General features: G+C 63.3%; 15 protein-coding genes and 1 pseudogene. 8 read left to right on the forward strand and 8 right to left on the reverse strand.

Annotated features, from left to right (window positions below; translation table 11 throughout):
• The first annotated feature begins 130 nt into the window (after positions 1–130).
• Positions 131–1345 carry an NADP-dependent isocitrate dehydrogenase gene (locus BLU15_RS00380; protein WP_090293862.1) on the forward strand — a complete coding sequence of 405 codons (1215 nt, stop codon included), beginning with the start codon at positions 131–133 and terminating at the stop codon, positions 1343–1345.
• Positions 1346–1496: 151 nt separating this feature from the next.
• On the opposite strand, the gene BLU15_RS00385 is transcribed toward BLU15_RS00380, so the two are convergent.
• The 4 genes from BLU15_RS00385 to recA form a co-directional block, all read right to left on the reverse strand.
• Positions 1497–2492 carry a carbon-nitrogen hydrolase family protein gene (locus BLU15_RS00385; protein ID WP_090293864.1) on the reverse strand — a complete coding sequence of 332 codons (996 nt, stop codon included), beginning with the start codon at positions 2490–2492 and terminating at the stop codon, positions 1497–1499.
• 209 nt (positions 2493–2701) lie between these two features.
• Positions 2702–3553 carry an AraC family transcriptional regulator gene (locus BLU15_RS00390; RefSeq protein WP_060585072.1) on the reverse strand — a complete coding sequence of 284 codons (852 nt, stop codon included), beginning with the start codon at positions 3551–3553 and terminating at the stop codon, positions 2702–2704.
• A gap of 302 nt (positions 3554–3855) precedes the next feature.
• Positions 3856–6519, reverse strand: a complete 2664-nt coding sequence (alaS, locus tag BLU15_RS00395) for an alanine--tRNA ligase (protein WP_090293865.1) — start codon at positions 6517–6519, stop codon at positions 3856–3858.
• Positions 6520–6750: 231 nt separating this feature from the next.
• On the reverse strand, positions 6751–7839 hold the full coding sequence (gene recA / locus BLU15_RS00400; RefSeq protein WP_043614579.1) for a recombinase RecA: 1089 nt from the start codon (positions 7837–7839) through the stop codon (positions 6751–6753).
• Between the two features lie 319 nt (positions 7840–8158).
• Here recA and BLU15_RS00405 point away from each other — a divergent pair, with 319 nt between their 5' ends.
• The 3 genes from BLU15_RS00405 to BLU15_RS00415 all read left to right on the forward strand — a co-directional run bounded on the left by BLU15_RS00405 (position 8159) and on the right by BLU15_RS00415 (position 10421).
• Entirely contained in the window at positions 8159–9106 is a 948-nt protein-coding gene (locus tag BLU15_RS00405) for a carbohydrate kinase family protein (RefSeq protein ID WP_090293867.1), read from the forward strand.
• A gap of 31 nt (positions 9107–9137) precedes the next feature.
• Positions 9138–10067 carry a pseudouridine-5'-phosphate glycosidase gene (locus BLU15_RS00410; protein ID WP_034794581.1) on the forward strand — a complete coding sequence of 310 codons (930 nt, stop codon included), beginning with the start codon at positions 9138–9140 and terminating at the stop codon, positions 10065–10067.
• Between the two features lie 75 nt (positions 10068–10142).
• Positions 10143–10421, forward strand: coding sequence for a hypothetical protein (locus BLU15_RS00415; protein ID WP_090293868.1), 279 nt, complete (start codon positions 10143–10145; stop codon positions 10419–10421).
• Between the two features lie 61 nt (positions 10422–10482).
• On the opposite strand, the gene cckA is transcribed toward BLU15_RS00415, so the two are convergent.
• The gene (cckA, locus tag BLU15_RS00420; RefSeq protein ID WP_090293870.1) at positions 10483–13101 is read right to left on the reverse strand and encodes a cell cycle histidine kinase CckA; all 2619 of its coding nucleotides are present in this window, start codon (positions 13099–13101) and stop codon (positions 10483–10485) included.
• Between the two features lie 267 nt (positions 13102–13368).
• Here cckA and BLU15_RS00425 point away from each other — a divergent pair, with 267 nt between their 5' ends.
• A complete protein-coding gene (locus tag BLU15_RS00425; RefSeq protein WP_090293872.1) occupies positions 13369–14358 on the forward strand; it encodes a flagellar biosynthetic protein FliO in 990 nt (329 codons plus the stop codon).
• 174 nt (positions 14359–14532) lie between these two features.
• Here the strand turns inward: BLU15_RS00425 and dksA are convergent, their stop codons facing one another.
• On the reverse strand, positions 14533–14952 hold the full coding sequence (gene dksA, locus BLU15_RS00430; protein WP_034794589.1) for an RNA polymerase-binding protein DksA: 420 nt from the start codon (positions 14950–14952) through the stop codon (positions 14533–14535).
• A gap of 403 nt (positions 14953–15355) precedes the next feature.
• Between dksA and BLU15_RS00435 the strand changes: the two genes are divergently transcribed.
• The 3 genes from BLU15_RS00435 to BLU15_RS00445 all read left to right on the forward strand — a co-directional run bounded on the left by BLU15_RS00435 (position 15356) and on the right by BLU15_RS00445 (position 18585).
• Positions 15356–15859, forward strand: coding sequence for a SixA phosphatase family protein (locus tag BLU15_RS00435; protein ID WP_060520725.1), 504 nt, complete (start codon positions 15356–15358; stop codon positions 15857–15859).
• A gap of 147 nt (positions 15860–16006) precedes the next feature.
• Positions 16007–17503, forward strand: coding sequence for a YcjX family GTP-binding protein (locus tag BLU15_RS00440; RefSeq protein ID WP_090293873.1), 1497 nt, complete (start codon positions 16007–16009; stop codon positions 17501–17503).
• Positions 17500–18585 carry a YcjF family protein gene (locus tag BLU15_RS00445; protein WP_090293875.1) on the forward strand — a complete coding sequence of 362 codons (1086 nt, stop codon included), beginning with the start codon at positions 17500–17502 and terminating at the stop codon, positions 18583–18585. Before BLU15_RS00440 ends, BLU15_RS00445 begins: the two co-directional genes overlap by 4 nt.
• A gap of 15 nt (positions 18586–18600) precedes the next feature.
• Here the strand turns inward: BLU15_RS00445 and BLU15_RS00450 are convergent, their stop codons facing one another.
• A complete protein-coding gene (locus tag BLU15_RS00450) occupies positions 18601–19392 on the reverse strand; it encodes a molybdopterin-binding protein (RefSeq protein WP_090293877.1) in 792 nt (263 codons plus the stop codon).
• A pseudogene (locus BLU15_RS00455) lies at positions 19389–20253 on the reverse strand (cytochrome b/b6 domain-containing protein). The gene BLU15_RS00450 and the pseudogene BLU15_RS00455 overlap by 4 nt, the downstream one beginning before the upstream one ends.
• Positions 20254–20258 lie beyond the last annotated feature (5 nt).

The raw sequence follows: 20258 nt of genomic DNA on the forward strand, positions 1-20258 counted from the left end.
CTCCACCTCCATCCAAAGTTTCAGCCAAGCATGCTTTGCCTTGTCGGTTCTGAGTGCTATAGGGCACAGGATTTTTCAGAGAGGAAGGGACATCGCTCCCGCTGTCCCGCATAAGCTACGAGGCATATTCATGGCAAAGATCAAGGTCGCCAATCCGGTCGTCGAACTCGACGGCGATGAGATGACCCGCATCATCTGGCAGTTCATCAAGGACAAGCTGATCCATCCCTACCTCGACGTCGATCTGGAATATTACGACCTCAGCGTCGAAAACCGCGATGCTACTGAAGACCAGGTAACGATCGACGCTGCCAACGCGATCAAGAAGCACGGCGTCGGCGTCAAGTGCGCCACGATCACGCCGGATGAAGCCCGCGTCGAGGAGTTCAAGCTGAAGAAGATGTGGAAGTCGCCGAACGGCACGATCCGCAACATCCTCGGCGGCGTCATCTTCCGCGAGCCGATCATCTGCAAGAACGTTCCGCGCCTGGTTCCGGGCTGGACCAAGCCGATCATCGTCGGCCGTCACGCCTTCGGCGACCAGTACCGCGCCACCGACTTCAAGTTCCCGGGCAAGGGCAAGCTGACGATGAAGTTCGTCGGCGAAGACGGCAAGGAAATCGAATACGACGTCTTCGACGCACCGTCGGCCGGCGTTGCCATGGGTATGTACAACCTGGACGATTCGATCACCGAATTCGCGCGCGCTTCGTTCAACTACGGTATCCAGCGCAAGGTTCCGGTGTACCTGTCGACCAAGAACACCATCCTCAAGGTCTATGACGGTCGCTTCAAGGACATCTTCCAGCAGGTCTTCGACGCCGAATTCGCCGAGAAGTTCAAGGAACTGAAGATCTGGTACGAACACCGCCTGATCGACGACATGGTCGCCTCGGCCCTGAAGTGGTCCGGCGGCTACGTCTGGGCATGCAAGAACTACGACGGCGACGTGCAGTCGGACATCGTCGCCCAGGGCTTCGGCTCGCTCGGCCTGATGACCTCGGTCCTGATGACGCCGGATGGCAAGACGGTTGAAGCCGAAGCCGCGCACGGCACGGTTACCCGCCACTACCGCCAGCACCAGAAGGGCGAAGAAACCTCGACCAACTCGATCGCCTCGATCTTTGCCTGGACCCGTGGTCTCGCTCATCGCGCGAAGCTCGACGGCAATTCCGAACTCGCAAAGTTCTCCGAAACGCTTGAGAAGGTCTGCGTCGACACCGTCGAAGCCGGCTTCATGACCAAGGACCTGGCGCTCCTCATCGGTCCCGATCAGCCGTGGCTCTCGACCACCGGCTTCCTCGACAAGATCGACGAGAACCTGCAGAAGGCCATGGCTGCCTGATAGGCTCCAGTCCCAGAGACAACGAAACCCGGCCTCGCGCCGGGTTTCTTTTTTGGACCAATGAAAATTCCGGAACGCGGATCGGCGCCGGACTGCAGCCGGTACTCGCACGACTTCAAGGCGAGCGCGGCCATGCTACCGGCAGCGACTGCTAGAACATGTCGCGGCTGCTGCTGCGCGGATCGTCGCTGACGATATGCGGGTCGTAGATCCCGCCTCTCGCGCTCCGGCGCCATGGCCGGGCCGGATCGACGGGGTCCCTGCCGATATCCGCCACGACGATCGATGGTCCATCCCCGCTGCATCGGACCGCCCATTGCCCGTCGGGCGAAACAATCCCTGAAGGAGCCGTCAGGCCGGGCTGCGCGAGAACCGCAAAACTCGCCCAATAGCGATTGATTGAAGCATGCCCCTGCACCTCGGCGGCAAAGGCAATGTCGTTCGCCAGAGCGCCGCCGGAGGTCGAAAACAGCACGCAATCGACGTTCAGCTGTTCGTATTCGATGAAAAGCTCGGGAAAGTGGCACTCGATGCCGAGCGCGCAGCCGAAGCGGACGCCGTCGATCTCGAACGCCAAAGGGATCGTTCCGGGCGTGTACATGAACGAGACCTTGGTGTTCGACAGCATGCGCTCGTCGTAGCGTGTCGCGACCGCCCCCTTGTCCGAGATCACATAGAGGCTGTTGTGCGGGCGATGCGGTTCGGTGAGCTTGTGAACGGATCCAAGGACCGTCCATAGGCCGAGGTCCCGCGCCAACGTCCGTATGGTATCAAGCTCTTTGCGCAGAACCGTCCACTCGAAACGGCGCCAATCGGACTGGCCTATTTCGCGCGGACCGATCGTCGACATGATGCGCTTGTTCGGAAAGCACGTCGCGCCCTCGGGGAAATGCAGCACCCGCGCCCCGGCCCGATGCGCCTCCCGCATCAGGTGTCGGATCCCTTCGCCGGCATGGTGAAGGGCCGCCGCATCGCGGGGATCGTCGAAATAGCCGGATTGCGCCACGGCCAGGCGCAGCAATCTTGGTTGCGCCACCAAGTCTTCCGCCGACGCCTGGCGAAGATGCATGAGTGCAGTTGTATAGGATTCGCCGGTCTTGGCGGCACGGGCGCGAACGCGCCGTTTGAAATTTCGGTTTTCAGTCATCACAGGGCCTTTCGCGTCTCGGGCAAGTTCCCCAACAACCGGACCCGAAACGGTGGGACCGAGATTGCGACCCGAGACTGAAGTCCCTTTGCCTCCGTGAAAGGATCGTGCTGGGGACGATCTTTGGAGGTTCGGCGCAGGCCACGCCGAACCAAAAGGTGCCGCTCGGACACTGATTCGTCAATTGCGGGTGTGTGCTCGGGTGTCTGTCACTTCAAAGGCAGATAGATCTCGCTCAAGAGTTCGGTCGGCGCAACTTCGCGGGGATTGTTGAGATATTTCTCGAACATCAGGCTGTCGCGGATATCGCGGCCGGACTGCGGCAGCCATGTGCCGTAGAGCCATTGGTAGGCCTTCGGCATATCCGCGTAAGGGCCTTTGTGGCGAAGCACCGCATAGCGGCCGCCGTCGAGATGCTGCGGGGTCAACGGCGCCTCCGCCGGCATCGGTCCGCGCGCGCTGACGCAGGCAAAGGAGCGCAGTTTTTCCGCGGGCACCAGTTCCGGATCGTCGAGGTAGATGCCGATCATCTCCATGTCCGGCCGGAACAATTGCCGTGAAAAGAGGGTGCCATAAAGCGTCTCGAACGCCTTGCCGATCTCCATATAGGAGCCGGTGTGGGCGACGCCGACGAGGTCGAAGGCTTCGACGTCCTTCAGGGTGACTTCATACATGTCTGGAATTCCTTCCGTTGAAGCGGTTTCAAAGGCGACATGGCTCCCCTCCTTGCGGTATCGCGCCGGCGGCAGCCCATAGGCGGCCTTGAAGGTGCGGTTGAAGGATTGCAGATTGGGATAGCCAGAGCGCTGCGCGATCGTTTCGACAGGAAGATCGGTCTGGGCGAGATCGGCCGCTGCCCGCTGCAGCCGCAGCCGCTTCACCGTTCCTGCCAGCGTCTCGCGGTGAACGGCCCGGTAGATCCGGTGCCAATGGTGCGGCGACAGACAGGCAATCTCGGAAAGGCGATCAAGGTCGAGATCGCCGTCGAGATGACCGTAGATGTAGTCGCTGACCCGGTGCAGACGCCGTTCATAGGTCGCCCACGCTACCCGCTCTTCCATGTCCAACCTTTCGCGCTTTGCTCACGGATGGGTAGACCATAGATCAATTTGACAAATCCTGCGGAGTTGCGGGCGTGCTTCGACTGAGATTTGTACGAGCCTTCCGCGATATAGGACCCCGGTTTGACCGTCCGAGGCGCCGAGGCTCTGTTCGTGTGGGCTGGTGATCCGGCGGGGTATGACACGCACGACCGGAGGGGGCTCGCGGGACCGCGAGCGTGAAGCTACACAAGCCCTGCCCGATGCAAACAAAAAGGGCGCCGCAACGGACGCCCCTTTTCCTATTCTGCTGCGGGTACCAATCAGCCGGCGAGTGCGACGGCCACCGCTTCGATCGCTTCGGCCGCCTTGTCGCCATCCGGACCGCCGGCCTGGGCCATGTCGGGACGGCCGCCGCCGCCCTTTCCGCCGAGAGCGGCGGATGCGACGCGAACGAGGTCAACGGCGCTGAGCTTCGAGGTCAAGTCGTCGGTCACGGCAACGACCGCGCTTGCCTTGCCATCGCCGGAAACGCCGACGAAGGCAACGACGCCGGAGCCGAGGCTCTTCTTGCCGTCATCGGCCAGGCTCTTCAGATCCTTGGGCTCGACGCCCGAAACGACCTTGCCGAGGAAGCGAACGCCGGCGATTTCGCGGGCGGCATCGGCCGAACCCGCTTCGCCGCCACCACCGAGTGCCAGCTTCTTCTTGGCCTCAGTCAGCTCGCGTTCCAGCTTGCGGCGCTCGTCGAGCAGCGCCTCGACGCGGCCGAGCACGTCGCCCGGCTGAACCTTCAGCGTGTTGGCGAGCGTCTTCACGCGCTCGTCCTGCTCGTTCAGATAAGCGCGTGCCGCTTCACCGGTCAGCGCCTCGAGGCGACGAACGCCGGCGCCGACGGCGCTTTCCGAGACGACGCGCACCAGGCCGATGTCACCGGTGGCAGACACGTGCGTGCCGCCGCAGAGTTCGACGGAATAAGCGCGGTTGGCCTTGGAGCCGTGGATGCCGCGACCCATCGAGACGACGCGAACCTCATCGCCGTACTTCTCGCCGAAGAGCGCCATCGCACCTTCGGCAATCGCATCATCGACGCTCATCAGACGCGTGGTCACCGGCGTGTTCTGGACGATGATCTCGTTGGCCATCTCTTCAACGACCTTCAACTCCTCCGCCGTCATCGGCTTCGGATGAGAAACGTCGAAGCGCAGGCGTTCCGGCGCTACCAGCGAGCCCTTCTGGGCCACGTGGGTGCCAAGCACTTCGCGAAGCGCCTCATGCAGGAGGTGCGTGGCCGAATGGTTGGCGCGCAGGCGCGAGCGGCGGGCGTGATCGACGTCGAGCTGGGCGGCGTCGCCGGTCTTGACCGTGCCTTCGGCCACGGTCGCGAAGTGGACGAAGAGCCCCTCGCCGCGCTTCTGCGTGTCGGTGACGGTGAGCTTGCCGCTTTCCGTCGTGATCGTGCCGGTATCGCCCATCTGGCCGCCCGATTCGCCGTAGAACGGCGTCTGGTTGAGCACCACCTGGACCGTGTCGCCCTTGGCGGCGGTTGCTACGACAGCGCCATCGCGCACGATCGCCTGGATCACGCCCTCGGCGGTCTCGGTGTCATAGCCGAGGAAATCGGTCGCGCCGTGCTTTTCCTTGAGCTCGAACCAGATGGTCTCGGTCGCAGCTTCACCGGAACCGGCCCAGTTGGCGCGGGCTTCGGCCTTCTGGCGCTCCATGGCAACCGAGAAGGCGTCGGTGTCGACGGTGATGCCCTTGGCGCGCAGCGCGTCCTGGGTCAGGTCGAGCGGGAAGCCGTAGGTGTCGTAGAGCTTGAAGGCGGTTTCACCGTTGAACTGGTCGCCTTCAGACAGATCGGCAGATGCGTCGGACAGCAGATTGAGACCGCGCTCCAGCGTCTTGCGGAAACGGGTTTCCTCAAGCTTCAGCGTCTCGGAGATCAGCGCTTCGGCGCGCACCAGTTCCGGATAGGCGCGGCCCATCTGGCCGACGAGTGCCGGCAAGAGCTTCCACATCAACGGATCCTGGGCGCCCAGCAGCTGCGCGTGACGCATCGCACGACGCATGATGCGGCGAAGCACGTAGCCGCGGCCTTCGTTCGACGGCAGCACGCCGTCGGCGATCAGGAAGGCGGACGAACGCAGGTGGTCGGCAATGACGCGATGGCTGGCGCGACGGTCGCCCTCAGCCTTGACGCCGGTCGCTTCTTCCGAAGCCGCGATCAGCGCGCGGAAGAGGTCGATGTCGTAGTTGTCGTGTTCGCCCTGGAGAACGGCTGCGAGACGCTCGAGGCCCATGCCGGTATCGATCGACGGACGCGGCAGGTTGACCCGCTCTTCCTTGGTGATCTGCTCGTACTGCATGAAGACGAGGTTCCAGATCTCGATGAAGCGGTCACCGTCTTCGTCGGCCGAGCCCGGAGGTCCGCCCCAGATATGGTCGCCGTGGTCGTAGAAGATTTCCGAGCACGGGCCGCAGGGGCCGGTATCGCCCATGGCCCAGAAGTTGTCACTGGTCGGGATGCGGATGATGCGGTCGTCGGAGAAACCGGCGATCTTCTTCCAGAGATCGAAGGCCTCGTCGTCGGTGTGGTAGACCGTGACCAGCAGGCGCTTGGCGTCGAGGCCATACTCCTTGGTGATCAGGTTCCAGGCGAGCTCGATCGCGTTCTCCTTGAAGTAATCGCCGAAGGAGAAGTTGCCGAGCATTTCGAAGAAGGTGTGGTGACGCGCGGTGTAGCCGACATTGTCGAGGTCGTTGTGCTTGCCGCCGGCGCGAACGCACTTCTGTGCCGTAACGGCCGTCGAATAGGGACGCTGCTCCAGGCCGGTGAAGACGTTCTTGAACTGCACCATGCCGGCATTGGTGAACATCAATGTCGGGTCATTGCGCGGCACCAACGGGCTCGACGACAGGACCTCGTGACCGTTCCTGCGGAAATAGTCGAGAAAGGTCGACCGGATTTCATTCACGCCGCTCATCTTGCGTCCTATTCTTAAGCACCGATTCCGGCCCGGGTCCGGCCCACGCCGCGCCACTAAGCCATTGTCCCTAAACCCTGCGGCCACCCGTGGTGACCGCACCCTCCAACGCGCTGGGTCGCCGGAACCAAAGGCTTTTATCGCTCACATATCCGACTGTCCAGACGCCAGCAAAAAACCGGCCGCCCACGGGACGACCGGTTTTCTGGTAACCTCAGTGGACCGAGCGGCTTATGCTTCCGGCGGCTCGTCACCGTCGTCCGCTTCCGGACCGCCATTCTCGAGGAACCGATCAGCGATCAGGCCGGCGTTCTGGCGCAGCGCCGTCTCGATTTCGCGCGCGAGATCCGGATTGTCGCGCAGGAACGTCTTGGCGTTCTCGCGGCCCTGGCCGAGACGCTGGCTGTTGTAGGAGAACCAGGCGCCAGACTTTTCGACGATGCCGGCCTTGACGCCGAGGTCGACCAGTTCGCCGGTCTTCGATACGCCCTCGCCATACATGATGTCGAATTCGACCTGCTTGAAGGGAGGGGCCATCTTGTTCTTGACGACCTTGACGCGGGTCTGGTTGCCGACGACCTCTTCGCGCTCCTTGACCGAGCCGATGCGGCGGATGTCGAGGCGAACCGAGGCGTAGAACTTCAGCGCGTTGCCGCCGGTGGTGGTTTCCGGCGAACCGAACATGACGCCGATCTTCATGCGGATCTGGTTGATGAAGATGACCATGCAGTTCGACTTGGAGATCGACGCCGTCAGCTTGCGCAGCGCCTGGCTCATCAGGCGGGCCTGCATGCCCGGCAGGCTGTCGCCCATTTCGCCCTCGATTTCGGCGCGCGGCACGAGCGCTGCAACCGAGTCAACGACGAGAACGTCGATCGCGCCGGAGCGCACCAGCGTGTCGGTGATCTCAAGCGCCTGTTCGCCGGTGTCGGGCTGCGAGATCAAGAGGTTTTCGAGATCGACGCCGAGCTTGCGGGCATAAACCGGGTCAAGCGCGTGTTCAGCATCGACGAAGGCGCAGATGCCGCCCTTCTTCTGTGCTTCGGCGACGGTCTGCAGCGCCAGCGTCGTCTTACCCGAGCTTTCCGGGCCGTAAATTTCAACGATGCGGCCCTTCGGCAGGCCGCCAATGCCGAGCGCGATGTCGAGGCTGAGAGAGCCGGTCGAAACCGTCTCGATCTCAATGATGCTGTCCTTCCCACCGAGCTTCATGATCGATCCCTTACCGAACGAACGTTCGATCTGGGAAAGTGCCGCTTCAAGCGCCTTGCTTTTATCCACCGATTTGTCCTCTACGAGCCGCAAAGAGTTTTGTGCCATTTGGTCCACCTTTAGGTTATTGAAGCTACCGAGGCAATGAAGCCGCCGCAGGAGTTTTTGTACATGTTTTGTTCCGTATTTGCAAGAGCGCGACAACACATTGAAAAACAATAGCTTTCAACGATACGTTCGATTCTTGTTCACGGAACGAAACCAGAGTTTTCGAATGTTGGCGCAAGCCCTTCGAACCTGCCCGGCAAGGCTCGGCCGATTCGCCTGCGCATGAGACTTTGAGCAGGTCGGGCGCGTGGCGCTTCGCGACGCGGCATTGCAGGATGCCAACAGATATTCGGCCGATCGGCCAAGCAGAGGAACATTCATGACGCAAGCTGACATCGCCGTTTTCGGTGGCGCGCATATCGACAGGCGCGGCCGTATATCGGGAACGACAGCGCCCGGGTCGAGCAATCCGGGAAGCTGGTTCGAAGAAGCGGGCGGCGGTGGTTTCAATGCCGCGCGCAACCTGGCGCGGCTTGGCCACAGCGTGCGCATGATCAGCACCCGCGGCGGTGATGCGGCCGGCGAGATGGTGACCGCAGCCGCGGCCGCCGCTGGCGTCATCGACAGTCCCCTCACCTTTCTTGACCGCCAGACGCCGAGCTATACGGCGATCCTCGAAAACGACGGCAATCTGGTGATTGCGCTCGCCGACATGGAACTCTACCGGCTGTTCTCGCCACGGCAGTTGCAGCGGCGGGCGCTCCGCGAGGTCATCGCCGCGAGCAAGCTGGTGCTGACCGACGCCAACCTGCCGGAAGAAACGATCGCCGCACTTGCCCAGTCGGCTGCCGGCAACGGCCGCCTCGTCGCCGGCATCGCTGTTTCGCCGGCCAAGGTCATCCGCTACCGGCCGTGCCTCTCGCATCTCTCGTTCCTGTTCATGAACGAATCCGAGGCGCGGGCGCTGACCGGCAAGGAGGCGGCCGAGGCGGAAGAATGGCCGGCCCTGTTGCGCGGTCTCGGCATCAACGGAGGCGTCGTGACCCGGGGCGGCCGTGCGGTCGTTGCCTTCGAGGGCGATAGCGCCTGTGTCGTCGTGCCGCCGGCCCTGCCCGCCCTTGCCGACGTCACCGGCGCCGGCGACGCGCTCGCCTCCGGCTTCCTTTCCGCCCGCCTTGCCGGCCGCGATATCGCCGATTGCCTGCGGCACGGCATCGCAGCCGCCGGTTTGACGTTGCGTTCTCCCTTGGCCGCATCCGAAGAGATGTCCGCGGCCAATCTCGAACAGGCGCTGGCCCTTGTGCCCACGCCCCAAATGCTGTCATGACATTTGCCAGCAGAACTCCCAAGGAAAGACCATGACCAAACCCGCTTCCCCCTTCCTGCCGATGGAATATTCCGACGAGGTCGCAGCCGCCAAGGCGCGTGGCGCGCCGATCGTGGCGCTGGAATCGACCATCATCACCCATGGCATGCCCTACCCGGGCAACCTGAACATGGCCCGCAGCGTTGAAGCGATCATCCGCGAACAGGGTGCCGTGCCGGCGACCATCGCCGTCATTCATGGCGTACTGCATATCGGCCTTGACGATGCCAAACTCGAAGAACTGGCCAAGACCCAGGGCGCGATGAAGGTCTCGCGCGCCGATCTCGCCTTCGCGATCGCCGAGCGCCGCACCGGCGCGACCACCGTCGCCGCGACGATGATCGCTGCTGCCCGCGCCGGCATCCGCGTCTTTGCGACCGGCGGCATCGGCGGCGTGCACCGTGGCGCCGAGCTCTCCTTTGACATCTCCGCCGACCTCGATGAACTCGCCCGCACCGGTGTCATCGTCGTCTGCGCCGGCGCGAAGGCGATCCTCGACATTCCGAAGACGCTCGAAGTGCTCGAGACCCGCGGCGTTCCGGTCGTCACCTATGACAGCGAAATCTTCCCGGCCTTCTGGTCACGCGACAGCGGCCTCAAGAGCCCGCTGATGCTGAACAGCCCGGCCGCGATCGCCAACTTCCAGACCATGCGCGAGCTGCTCGGCGTCGAAGGCGGCATGCTGGTTGCCAATCCGGTTCCGGAAGCTGCCGAGATCCCGCGCGAAGAGATGGAAATCTATATCGCCCGCGCGCTCGACAATGCCGAGAACGACGAGATCACCGGCAAGGCGGTCACGCCCTATCTGCTCAGCAACCTCTTTGAAATGACCGAGGGCCGCAGCCTCGAGACCAACATCGCGCTGGTCGAGAACAATGCCCGGCTTGCCGGCGAGATCGCCGTCGCGTTGAACGTGAAGTAATCCGGTAAGAAACGGCGAGAAATAGAGAAGCCCGGCCCGCAAGCGCCGGGCTTTTTACATTGGCGAAGGCTGACGATGCGTTGGAAGTTTGATCAAGCACCTGATGTTGCCTGCGTTACCTGCCGCTCGGTGCTCGCGGGGCACCCGGTTCTCGTCGCAACACATCATGAAGACGATCATTCATGGGCGTTTACAGATGGCGCACCGATCGACATGCCGAAAGTGCTCGTGGTCGCGATGGCGGAGGTCGTCGAGCGCCACACCGACCTTGACGAGATCGCCGATCTTCCTCCCGGCTGGTCGGCAACGCGCGGCTCGGCCAATGGGCCTTGGTCAAGGCAGCAGAACGACTAGGGGCGGAAGCCTAACGTACCCAGCGCCGACCCCGGTCGATATCCCCTGGCGTTCAACGGCTCTAGGAATCGAGCATTTCGCGCACGGATACCGCCAGCTGCTTCAGCGAGAACGGTTTCGGCAGGAAGCCGAACTTGGCATCCGCCGGCAGGTTGCGGGCAAAGGCGTCTTCGGCATAGCCCGAGACGAAGATGAACTTCAGGTCCGGGTACTTCTTGCGCAGTTCGGTCAGGAGCGTCGGTCCGTCCATTTCCGGCATCACCACGTCGGATACGACGATATCGACGGCGCCGTTGAGCTCGTCCATGATGTCGAGCGCCTCGACGCCGGAGCCCGCTTCGTAGACGGTGTAGCCGCGCGTTTCCAGCATGCGCTTGCCGCCGCGGCGAACAGCCTCCTCGTCCTCGACGAGCAGCACGACTGCCGAATCTCCGGTGAGATCGGTCGGCTCCTCGGTCTTGACCACGGGAGCCGCTATCGTCTGCACCACCGGCGCAGCAACGGTTCCGGTGCCTGCCTGCGCGGGCTCCTCGGGCGCAACCGGCACCTCGATATGGCGCGGCAAGAGGATGCGGAAGGTCGTGCCCTTGCCCACTTCCGATTCCGGATAGATGTAGCCGCCCGACTGCTTGACGATGCCATAGACCATCGACAGGCCGAGACCGGTGCCCTTGCCCACTTCCTTGGTCGTGAAAAACGGCTCGAAGATTTTGTCGAGGATTTCGGGCGCAATACCTGTTCCCTGGTCGGAAACTTCCACCATCACGAAGTCTTCGTCCGGCAGCTCACGGCGTCCGAAGGCCGAAACCTCCGCCGCCGGCAGATTGCGGGTGCGAAGTGTAATGATGCCGCCTTGGGGCATGGCGTCGCGGGCGTTGACCGCGAGGTTCAAAAGCACCTGTTCGAACTGGCCGAGATCGGTCCGGACCGGCCAGAGATCGCGACCATAGTCGACCTCGACCTTGACGTTCGTTCCGGTCATGCGGTCGACCAGCATGCGCAGGTCGCCGATCACGTCGGTCATGTTGAGCACCGTCGGCCGCATCGTCTGCTTGCGCGAGAAAGCAAGCAGCTGCCGCACGAGAACAGCGGCACGGTTGGCGTTGCGCTTGATCTCCATCAGGTCGGCGAAGCTCGGGTCGGCCGGCCGGGCAGACAGAAGCAGGTGGTCGGACGACAGCAGGATCGCCGTCAGCACGTTGTTGAAGTCGTGCGCGATGCCGCCGGCAAGCGTGCCCACGGCGTTCATCTTCTGCGTCTGCGCCATCTGGTTTTCGAGCGCTTTCTGCTCGGTAATCTCCAGCGCATAGATGATCGCCGCTTCCTCCGGCGCCTGATCGGTCTGGTCGATCACGGCATTGACGTAGAAGCGGAAATGGCGCTCGCCATCGGTCGGGTGCAGCGCGTCGATCGGCGCGATGTCGCCCTGCCGGTCCTTGGCGGCCGCCAGCGCGTCGTGCAGGCGAAGCTTCTCGGTTTCGTGCACCACTGCATCGATCAGCGCGCCGCGCTCGACGTCGTCCTGCGAGACGAGACCGGAAAACAGCTTCAGGAACGGCGCGTTGGTGCGCAGGATCCGGCCATTGCCATCGACCGAGGCGATCGCCATCGGCGTATTGTTGAAGAAGCGGGTAAAACGCATCGCTGCGCTCGACGCCGACTGGTCGCTGTCCTCGCCGCCCTCGCGCGACATGACGATGGTGCGGCTTTCGCCGGGCGCGCCGTCGCGGGTCGAGGAGACACGGTGGATCATGCGCACCGGCAGGCTCTGGCCGTTCAACTTGCGCAGGTCGAGGTCGAGCATCTTGGTCTTCTTCAGACCCGGTTCGGCCTGCACCGCCTGGACGAGCGTCAGCCCCTCGCCTGCCACCAGATCGCCAATACTTATCGAGCCCGGCTGGAACTTGGTGAGATCGATGCCGAGCCAGTCGGCAAGCGTGGCGTTGATATAGAAGATCTCGCCCTTGCGGCCGGCGGAGAAGAAGCCGGCGGGTGCGTGATCAAGATAATCAATCGCGTTCTGCAATTCCTTGAAGAAGCGCTCCTGGTCGTCGCGTTCGGCGGTGATGTCGGCGATCTGCCAGAGATAGAGCGGATTGCGCTCGCTGTCTTCGAGCGGCAGCACGCGTGCCTTCAGCCGGAACCAATGGGCGCCGGAGCCGGTGGCCGCACCGGTCGCAAGCGGCTTCAGCAGGCGGAATTCCTCATGCCCCTGCTTGCCCTCGTGCAGGCCGTTGGTCAGCCGGTAGATTGCTTCCGTCGCCTCGCGATTGCGCGACAGGATCGTTTCGAGCGATTGGATGCCGGCAGCGTTCCTCGCGCCCGTGAGCGCGCCATAGGCGGCGTTGGCGTAGATGATCCGGCCCTTCCGGTCCGTGACGATCGTGCCGTCCTCATGCGCATCGAGAAAGGCGCGCGCCAGCTCGTCCGGGCGCGATTGCGGCATCACCTCGATGAAGCCGATGACCGAGGACACGAGAAAGAAGATGCCGACCATGGCGAGAACGCCGAGGATGCCGAGCACGATCTCGTTTTCCATCTGGTTCCGGAAGATCACGAAGGCGATGGCCGAGACGGTGAGGACGATCGCGAGCAGCACGATCCGCAGCACGGTTCCGGGCCTGACGCCACGGTCAACAACCGGCATCTGGTAGTCGCCTGACTGCCGCAATTTCGTCATCGGGTCCTCTTACGCGGCCGGCGCCGCGCGCGGCGCGGCCCAGCCCTTCCGGCCGGCATCCGCTCAAACCGCCGGGCAAAATCGGCCATAGCCGACACGCCCTCGATCATTCGGACAAGAATCATCTTTAACAATCAGAGATAACAGCAAAAAGCACCTGTGCGGAAGCATTCGAGCCAATTCACAGGGAATGTCGGCGAAGTGCTTGTCCGAGCCCGAAAAAAGCCGTCAAATACTGCCACTCGAAAGGCAGAAGGAGTTCACCCTATGATGGAAACGATCATCGCCGACAACGGCAGCCGGTTCGTCGTCGCCGCTGCAGCGGTCGCGATTGGACTTTTGTGCCTCGTGGCTGTGCTCTGGATCATGCGCAACCGTCCTTCCTCGCCATTCATCCGTGGCGGCAAGAACCGCCAGCCGCGCCTGGCCGTGCTCGATGCTGCCGCTGTGGACACCCGGCGCCGTCTCGTGCTCGTGCGCCGCGACGATGTCGAGCACCTGATCATGATTGGCGGGCCGACGGATATCGTCATCGAAAGCCGGATCGTCGCCGGCGGCGACGAGCGCCCGGCCGTCAGCGAACGCTCAGCTGTCATCGAACGCAAGGTGGCTGAAAGCCGTCCGGCAGCCAGGGAACCCGTTCAGCAGCCCGCGCCGACGATGCAGGCCGAACCCGTCGTCGCGACGCCGGTTCGCCCCATCACCCGGACAGAGGAACAGCCGGTCGCTCGCGTCGAGCCGGTGGCGCCCATGCGCGTTACGGCCGAACAGCGCCCGGTGGCAGCACCTGCCCTTGCTGCAGAGCAGCGCCCTCTCGCTCGCCCTGTCGCCCAGCCCGCACCCGAGAGCCCGTCTATCACCTCCGTCGCAGCACCCGCGGTCAACGTCGATGCAGCCATGAACCGCCCTGTGGAAATGGCGCAGGCTGTACAGCCGCAACCCATTCAGATGCAGCCGGCCCAGCAGCTTCAGCGCCCCGCAGCGATCATCCAGTCGCAGCCTCAGCTACAGCCGCAGCCGGCTCCTGCGACCGCCCTTTCTGATTTCGAGCGCCTTCTCGACGCGGAGATCACCGGCGACCTGCAGCGCCTGGGTCCGGCAACATCGGTCACTCCGGAAAACCGTGCGCCGGCCCATTCCGGCCGTCAGGAGCCGACGCTTGGCGCGCCTGTCGCCGACGGCGGTCATAAAGAGCCGACAATCGAAGAAGAGATGAACCGCATGCTGGCCGACATCTCCGCCGGGCGGAAGCCCTGATTGCCGCATTGGCCTGACGGCGACGTCAGGCATCGCGACGGCAGCGAGATACTTGTCTGAGCCCAGGCATCGAAGCGAAGAGCCGCTTCGTTGCTTCGGAAGAAATTCGGGACAACGGAAAAAGGCGCGGTTTGACCCGCGCCTTTTTTCAGATTGTTACGAAAGCCCGAAAGCTTATTCGTCCCGGTAGACCTTTTCCCGCCGCTCGTGGCGCTCCTGCGCCTCGATCGAGAGGGTCGCGATCGGACGGGCGTCCAGTCGCTTCAGGCCGATCGGCTCGCCTGTTTCTTCGCAGTAGCCGTAGGTACCTTCGTCGAGACGCTGCAACGCCGCATCGATCTTGGAGATCAGCTTGCGCTGGCGGTCCCTGGCTCTGAGCTCGATTGCCCGATCAGTTTCGGAAGAAGCCCTGTCTGCGAGATCCGGATGATTGGCGCTCTCCTCTGCCAAGTGATCCAGTGTCTCGCGTGCCTCGCGAAGGATGTCGTTTTTCCAAGCGTTCAACTTGGCCCGGAAGTACGCCCGGTGGTTGGCATTCATGAATTCATCGTCCTCGGAAAGGACGAAGGTACTAAGATCGATCTTCTCACTCAACGCGATTCTCCTGAAGAACATCTCATTGCGGCGGTGTATAGACCTATGGAAGCTGTGATTCAAGCCTCGCAACAGACACTCAACCGTATTTTAATGTTGCTAGCGTTTCAGGCTAACTGACGAATATTTCATCAAAATTACACATCGGATCTTGATTTCCAACTTGCGCCCACCGAAGCCGCCGCCTCTGCTCGCTGAAAAGTGACAATGACGTGTTTGCGCCATTTTACCGTCCATTCACGACCGCGGCAAAGCGCAGCACCGGCAGTCCCCGAAAAAATCACGGCGGCCAGCTTGATCTTTATGGTGCGTGCGGGGAAAGGTGACGGTCTGCCGGCCGACATGAAAGCCGGCAAAATTCTACCCTGTCGCTGCAACCGGCAGGCAACGCCGGAACCGATCGATGCAAGACAGCGCCCCCAAGGCTCTCCGCCTCTACCTCCTGCGGCACGCCCGTTCCGGCTGGGCCCTGCCGGGCCAGCGCGATTTCGATCGGTCGCTGGACGAGGTCGGCTACATCGATGCGGAGCGGCTTGCCCAGACGGCCGCAGACCAGGGCATCCGCCCCGACCGCATCCTCTGTTCGACGGCGGTGCGCTGCCGCGAAACGGCCGAGCCGTTCTTCCGCACGGTCAGCGAAGAGCTGGATATCCGCTACATCGATGCGCTCTACTCCGGTCCGACGAGCATCTATCTCGACCTCATCGATGCGCACCGGCATGTAAACGCGCTGATGCTCGTCGGCCACAATCCGATGATCGAACAATTGCTCTGCAGCCTGGTGGGCGACGAGGCCGCCCGCGAAGCGCTTCCCGATGGATATCCGCCGGCTGGCCTGGCCATTCTGGATCTGCCGTCTGACGCTGCCTCCGCCCGCCTGATATCGCTGCTGTTGCCGACGCCATGAAGGCGCACCGTAAGAAGAATTGACACGTGCGCGTTGCGGCGCCGCAATTAGTGCCTATATCGCGGAGGCAGCCCGCAGCCGATCGTCGTTCGGCGGGCTTGACGATGCGAACGACCCCGGGAAACACGCCGCAAGAAAGACCAAGACTTGGCGCCTAACCTGACCAGCTTCAAAGACGACGCGCTGATCGCGCTCGACAACCTCACCGACCGCGCCTCCGGCCTCGTCAATCCCTCGATCCGGCTCGGCGTTACCGGCCTGTCCCGTTCGGGAAAGACCGTCTTCATCTCGTCTCTGGTGCACAATCTGCTGAACGGCGGGCGCCTGCCGGTGTTCGAGGCGGTGCGTTCGGGCCGGGTCTCGAAGGTCAGGCTCGAGCCGCAGCCCGACGATGCCGTGCCGCGTTTCCAGTATGAGGATCATATCGCAGCCCTGGTGCGCGATCGCATCTGGCCAGACTCCACGCGCGCTATCTCGCAGCTGCGCATAACCCTTGAATATGAGAGCGCCAGCGGCTGGAACCGGCTGTTCTCGCCGGGCCGGCTGTCGCTCGACATCGTCGACTATCCCGGCGAATGGCTGCTCGACCTGCCCCTGCTCGCGCAGGACTTCCGCGAGTTCAGCAACAATTCGGTGGCGCGCGCCCGTGCACCTGGCCGTGCGAAGTTGTCGGCCGAATGGCTGACGCTTGCGTCGTCGGCTGGCTCGACGGCGACAGCCGACGAAAGCAGCGCCCGCCGGCTCGCCGAGAGCTTCACCGGCTATCTCAGGGCCTGCAAGGCGGACGAACGCTCGCCCTCAACTCTGCCGCCTGGACGTTTCCTGATGCCGGGCGACCTCGAAGGTTCGCCGGCGCTCACCTTCTCGCCGCTTCCGGACCTACCCGAGGGCCGTGCACCAAAGGGTTCGCTCTGGGCGATGATGGAGCGGCGCTACGAAGCCTATAAGAAACATGTAGTCAGCCCGTTCTTTCGCGAGCATTTTGCGCGCCTGGACCGGCAGATCGTGCTCGTCGATGCCCTGCAGGCGATCAACAACGGCCCTGAGGCGCTGCTCGATCTCGAGCAGGCGCTGGCCGACGTGCTTGCCTGCTTCCGTCCGGGGACCAACAGCTGGCTTTCGTCCTTGCTGACGCGACGGATCGACAAGGTGCTGATCGCAGCAACCAAGGCGGATCACCTGCATCACGAAAGCCACGACCGGCTGGAGCGCATCGCCGCGCGCCTCGTCGATCGCGCCGCCGAAAGCATCGGATTGAGCGGCGCCGGCCTCGAGGTCACGGCGCTTGCATCGGTCCGGGCCACCCGCGAAGCGACCGTCAACCACGACGGCCATGCGCTGCCGGTCATCGTCGGCACCCCGATTGCCGGCGAGAAGATCAACGGCGAAATCTTCGACGGAGAAAGGAAAACAGCGATATTTCCCGGTGACTTGCCGGAAGATCCTGAAGTTCTTTTCAAGACGTTGGAGACCCGGTCCGGCGCGACGACCTATATCGAAAGCGCTCATCCGCTGCCGGAACTCAGCTTTGTTCGCTTCCGCCCGCCACATCTTGAGGAAACCGGCGGCGGCTTGAAACTGTCGGTGCCGCATATCCGCCTCGACCGGGCCATGCAATTCCTGTTCGGAGACCGGCTCGCATGAGTGACGACAGCAACGGTCGCAGCCGCCGTCCCGGCGCCTTTTCAGTTGGCGAAGACAAGCCCGCCGAGGCCCGTCCGCAGCTGCGCGCGCGGCGCGCGCCCGCAAGTTTCGACGACAATGTGGTGCTGACACCCGATGCGGAAGACCCTTTCCGTGAGACCACGCTTGCGGTGGAGGCCCTCGCCTTGCCCGAAGCAAGTCCTCGCAAGCGCCGCCTGTCAGTTGGCAAGATCGCGACCGGCGCACTCGGCATCATCCTGTCACTGGCTGCCGGCCTCTGGGTCGACCGCCTGCTTCGCGATCTCTTCGCGCGTGCCGATTGGCTCGGCTACGCCGCGCTTGTTGTCGTCGCGATCGGTCTGCTGGCGCTGCTGATCGTCGTCGGCCGCGAATTTTCGGGGCTAATGCAGCTCACGGCGATCCAGAAGCTGAAAGCGGAAACGGAAGCGGCGGCCGCTTCGGCCAGTGCGAAACCCGCGCGCGCGGCGCAGGCAAAGCTCGTCCACCTGCTGGCCAGCAATCCGCGGACGGCGCGCGGGCGCACACGGCTGAAGGAAAGCGAAGGCGAGATCATCGACGGTCCGCACGTGATCGAACTCACCGAGCGCGAGCTGCTCAGCCCACTCGACCGCGAGGCGCGGCGCCTCATTCTCGCGGCTTCCAAGCGCGTGTCGATCGTCACGGCGGTCAGCCCGCGGGCGCTCGTCGACCTCGGCTACGTCCTCTACGAATCTGCCCGCCTGATCCGCGCCATGGCCGAACTTTACGGCGGTCGCCCCGGCACGCTCGGCCTCTTGCGGCTGATGCGCGACGTGATCGCTCATCTGGCCGTCACCGGCTCGATCGCCGCCGGCGACAGCCTGATCCAGCAGGTGCTCGGCCACGGGCTGGCTTCGAAGCTCTCGGCGCGCCTGGGCGAAGGCGTCATCAATGGCCTGATGACCGCACGCATCGGCATCGCCGCGATGGACCTTTGCCGCCCGATGCCGTTTCGCGCGCTGAAGCGTCCCGGGATCGGTGATTTTCTCGCCGACCTCAGCCCCGGCGCCGGACGCGTGATTGGCGAAAGCGGCGAGAAATAGCGCGGTCACGCGAAACTAGATCCCCGCATACCAGTCGTAGCCGAGATCTTCCCAATAGCCGCCGCGCCCTCGACCGAAGGGCGCGAGATCGGCAACGACTTCGATCGCCTTGATGTACTTCGCCATCTTGTAACCCAGCTGGCGCTCGACCCGGACGCGCAGTGGAGCACCGTTGGCGACCGGCAAAGCCGCGCCGTTCAGGCCATAAGCGAGGATCGTTTGCGGGTGATGCGCATCGAGCATATCGATCGATTCGTAATAGGCGACCGAGCCGCCAAGGCCGAGCGGCATGCTGTCGAAGCAATGAAAGACCACGTAACGCGCCTCGGGCTTCACCCGGGCTTCATCGAGGACGCGAGTAAGGGCAACGCCGCTCCACTTGGCGATGCAGCTCCAGCCCTCGACACAGTCGTGTCGAGTGATCTGGGTGCGCGACGGCATGTTTCGCAGCTCTGCAAGCGTCAGGTGAAGCGGTCGCTCGACCAGGCCGGAAACGCGAAACTGGTATCCGGAAAAGCCGTCCTGCTTCAGCGCGAGATAGGTCGCATCACCCGGGTCGGTGGAGCCGTTCGGTCGTTGCCCCTGCCGGATCTCGCTCTCGGCAAATTCCGGCGCCAGCCGATCAGCCGGCACCAGCAGCCGCTGTGCTCGGTAAGTAAGGCTGTTGGCGGATGCGAGAAAGTCGCGCACGCGACTGCCACTGCCAACGAGGCCGTCGAGTGCGTCGCACCCGGCAAGCGGCAACGACGAGGCCGTCGCCCCTGCCGCCGCCAGGAAGCGCCGGCGACTGAGGAGGAACGCGCTCATGTCCTTCCTCCCCGGTCCACCGAACGCCTGATGCGATAACGCCCAGTAATCATCGACCGCATCTCGTTGATCGGACCGGCGGCAAAAACCATGGCGATGTGCACAGTGAAGAAGCCGACGAGCAGCAGCATCACGACGAAATGGATCGTGCGGGCCGTCTGCCTGCCGCCAAAGAGTTGAACCAGCCAGGGCCAGCCGGCGTCCATGCCCGGCGACATCGTCAGCCCTGTCGCGATCATGAGAGGAAAAAAGACCAGGAGAACAATGCCGTAGGAGAGTTTCTGCAAGCTGTTGTAACGCCCGTCATGTTCGAAGCGCAACCGCAGATGCGCGATGAAGGTCGCGGGCAAGGCGCGGATGTCGGCCAAAGCGGGAAGAATGTCCCGCCGCAGGTGACCGTTGATCGCGCTTGCGACCAGCCAGATGGAATAGACGACGGCAAACATCCAGGCGAAGAAGAAGTGCACGACGCGGCCGGTGGCGAGGTCCTGGTAGGACGGCACGGTCAACCAGGCCGGAAAAGCCCGGTAGGCCCTCTCCTGTTCCGGCCCGCTGACGCCCAGGACACCGGTGGTGTCAACGCTCAGCCCCAAGACTGTCGTCAGGCCGCGAACCTCGCCGCTTCGTTCATGCACAGGCCCAATCGACAGGATGCTGTTGTCGAAGGCAAAACCCGACTGCTGCCCGACATAGAGTGCCGGGTGCGCGTTGAAGATCTGCAGGCCGCTGAGAAACAGAAAAGAACAGCGCGCCGGCCCATCCCCAATGGGTAAGCCGGGTTGTCAGCCGGTGCAGCGATATCACCAGGCTCTGCTGTGCGTCTGACGCGGTCGATTCGGAATCATGTCCTGCTATAGCCATGGGAA

The organism is Ensifer sp. YR511 (assembly GCF_900103045.1).
Lineage (GTDB): Bacteria > Pseudomonadota > Alphaproteobacteria > Rhizobiales > Rhizobiaceae > Ensifer > Ensifer adhaerens.